This is a genomic window from Bacteroidota bacterium, from assembly GCA_034723125.1.
Taxonomy (GTDB): domain Bacteria; phylum Bacteroidota; class Bacteroidia; order CAILMK01; family JAAYUY01; genus JAYEOP01.
In genome coordinates this window covers 1-3110 of sequence record JAYEOP010000242.1, presented here as the reverse complement: position 1 = coordinate 3110, position 3110 = coordinate 1, and the positions used below count along the sequence as shown (strand labels likewise).

The following is a 3110-nucleotide window of genomic DNA, read 5'->3' as shown; positions in this document are numbered from 1 at the left end:
GATGATTTACTTTTGCGAAAAATTGGTAATTTTACTTTTGCCATTTACAGATGTTAATCCAAAAACACAATTATTTTTTTCTTTTATCTAACGAACCGCTTGGTTTATCCTGAACAAAGTTGAAGGGCTTGATGGTCCCGACCAAAAGGTGCGGGATAAATTGTGAGAGCTACACTTTGTTAGCCGTAGTTTTAACGAAGCAATATCAGCCGCCTACTCGATTATGGGCTGGGTTTAATTCTGTTATCCAATTTATCCAATTATTATCCAATTCATTATTTAATTGATTACATAAAAGGTTCCAGCACCAACATTTCCTTTTCGGTCAAAAATATTAAATTTTTCTATTAGTTCTCGCAATTCTTTTGTGGCTGTTACTTTTGAAACCTGGCAAATTTCTTAATCTATTTTGTTTGCATTATTTTTCAATTCGTAAAATATATCTGTCTTCATATAGTATCGGACATTTATCGGACATATCGGACATCTATTTCAAAATATAAAAAGTCCCTTTCTTTTCTCCTTTTTTTAATAAAACAGATGCTTCTACAAGCTTTTCCAAATCTCTATATGCTGTTTTATAATTAGCACCATTTAATATCTGATATTCACTATTCGTTATCTCCCCCTTTTCTTTTATATACAAAACTGCTTTTATTTGTCTTTCATTTAATTTTAATTCTTCTAAATATTTTTCATTGTAAATGTCTTTTCTAAAAATTACCCAAAAATCTTTCCCTGTATTTTCAAATTCAGGATTTGGTAATCCGTGCTCTTTACATTGTTCAATAATTTTAATTGTGCCACGCCCCCAAGCTTCAATATATCCTGCTCTAAAAAAGGCATTTGAAATGTCAGGATTATAAGGAATTGATGAATGCTTTTGTTTTAAATTATCAATTGTCCAATCAGTTGGTAATTGACCGTAATTCCAAATCATGAGTTTATCATCGTAAACACTTATTTGAACCGGAACACCTATTGAATAATCTTTATGGGCAAGTGCATTTAAAATTGCTTCACGTACAGCATCTTTGGGATATTCATAAGTTTCAACTCTGTGTATGCCTTCATACGAGATAATTGCCTTGATATATTTAGTGAATAGTAAATCAATTGTTTTTTCTACTTGTTCAAATAAATTTCCATTTACTTCGTCTTGAAATACTAATTCAGTATCTGACTGAAAGTGACCAATTTTTACAAATGCACCTGTAAAATACTGTTCAGGGTCGGGATGAAAAAGTAATATTGATGCCCGTTTTAGATATGGTTTTTCAGTTAATCTCAGATTTTCAAGGATATTGATGTTATTTTCAGTTAAAATACTTTCATCAAGCCTTCTGCTGATTATCGCTCTTTTCTTGAAAAACTCAAAAGTTTCAATCTTTAAGTCATTAACAGAAACATTTGGAACGGGAACACCATCCCATTTTTTTCCTTTCTTTTCAAGCATAAATTTGTCTAATGTAGCACCTTTTAATTCTTGTTTGGTGCTTCCGCTTCTGTAATGATACTGTCCTTTGTAGTTAACAGGAAAAGGTTGTGGATCAACGATGATTTCAAGAAAATCTCCTTTTTCGGTTTTATGCAAATTAACATCTACCAAAATGCCAAGAATGTCTCTTACTTTATTTGGAATATCTTCAAGAAGTTTTTTGGAATTCTGCAAACCAATAATTTCGCCTTTGTCATTTTTTCCAATGATAATTTTTCCGCCACTTGCGTTTGCAAAACCACAAATCCATTTCAGATAATCATCTTTCCATTTTTCTTTCCATTCTATGTTTTGACTTTCTTGCATTTTTTTACTTTCCTACAAAAATATAGCTTTTATGTTAGTTCGTAGAGTATTTTAATTGATTTGTTGTCACCTGAATTTCTGTTCTTGCCTTGCCCATAACGAGTAAATATAATGACCACTCATTATATTTCCATTATCTATTTTGTTAAAAAAAATTGTTTTTAATAATAAGTATAAACTTCTGTAGTTCTAATATTTTCACGTTCTAGTAAATTTTGAATGTATATTAAATCCTTTCGCAAATTTAATAAATTTTGCACTATACAACAAAACAATTAATTTTTTCTTTTATCTAACGAACCGCTTGGTTTATCCTGAACAAAGTTGAATGGCTTGGTGGTCCCGACCAAAAGGTGCGGGATAAATTGTGAGAGCTACACTTTGTTAGCCGTAGTTTTAACGAAGGAATACTGACGGAGATTACTCCGTCAGCCGCCTACTCGATTGTAGCATCGTTTATCATCATACTTCTATTGATATTTTAACTTTTCCCCCAAATCCTTTTTCTACAATATCAAAAAGTGTTTTTAGAGTTAAATTACTTCCATTATTTTCAACACGAGAAATATAAGTTCTTTTTTTATCAATTATCATCCCCAACTGTTGTTGAGTTAATTGCTTCTCTTCTCGTGCCTTTCTTAATAAAAGTCCGATTTTAAAAGGTTCAATTTCTCTTTCAAGGTTATCTCGCCTTTCAGTTCCTTTTTCTCCGTATATTTTATCTTTTATATTACTCCAACTTTTAGTATTCATTTCTTTTCCTCCTTTTTCTCGTTATAATAATCAGCCATTAAACGAAGTGCTTTATTAAGTTCCTTTTTTGGTGTTTTTTGTGTCTTTTTCGTAAATCCATTTAGTAAAATTACTAATTTACCTTTATCAAAGAAACAAAACACTCTCCAAATATTTGATGATAACGAAATCCGCGCTTCGTATAATCCTTTCGTTCCTGTAATGGCTTTCAGATAATTTTTAGGAACTCTTTCCAAAGTTTCAATCGCTTCAATCACTTTGTAAATCTTATTTTGAACTTTTTCAGGTTGTTTTACTAAAAAGTCCTCAAAATAATCTTTATATGCTATTACTTGATTAACACAAAGGTAACTTAAAAGTTTCGTAAATGCAATATTATTTGATTAAATCCAAAAATAAACAATTCCGACTAACAGCATTATCCACATAAATAGTGTCTCTAAGAAAACTCTGCAAAATTAGATTCCTATCTTTTTGCGATATTTTTATCTTTCTCAACTCACTGATGCTAAGGCATCGCCTCGTCTCAAAAAATAAAAATCTCATCAAAAAT

At 30.7% G+C, this 3110-nt stretch carries 3 protein-coding genes; all 3 read right to left on the bottom strand.

Going from position 1 to position 3110, the window contains the following annotated elements; translation table 11 throughout:
• Positions 1-487: 487 nt before the first annotated feature.
• The gene (locus U9R42_06705) at positions 488-1804 is read right to left on the bottom strand and encodes an ATP-binding protein (GenBank protein MEA3495708.1); all 1317 of its coding nucleotides are present in this window, start codon (positions 1802-1804) and stop codon (positions 488-490) included.
• Positions 1805-2266: 462 nt separating this feature from the next.
• Positions 2267-2557 (bottom strand): helix-turn-helix transcriptional regulator, encoded by a 291-nt coding sequence (locus tag U9R42_06700; protein ID MEA3495707.1) that lies wholly within the window; start codon positions 2555-2557, stop codon positions 2267-2269.
• Positions 2554-2931 carry a type II toxin-antitoxin system RelE/ParE family toxin gene (locus U9R42_06695; GenBank protein ID MEA3495706.1) on the bottom strand — a complete coding sequence of 126 codons (378 nt, stop codon included), beginning with the start codon at positions 2929-2931 and terminating at the stop codon, positions 2554-2556. Before U9R42_06695 ends, U9R42_06700 begins: the two co-directional genes overlap by 4 nt.
• Positions 2932-3110 lie beyond the last annotated feature (179 nt).

Excerpts from the sequence above, each read along its gene's own strand:
- U9R42_06705 (MEA3495708.1), bottom strand. The coding sequence starts at position 1,804 with ATGCAAGAAAGTCAAAACATAGAATGGAAAGAAAAATGGAAAGATGAT.
- U9R42_06700 (MEA3495707.1), bottom strand. The coding sequence starts at position 2,557 with ATGAATACTAAAAGTTGGAGTAATATAAAAGATAAAATATACGGAGAA.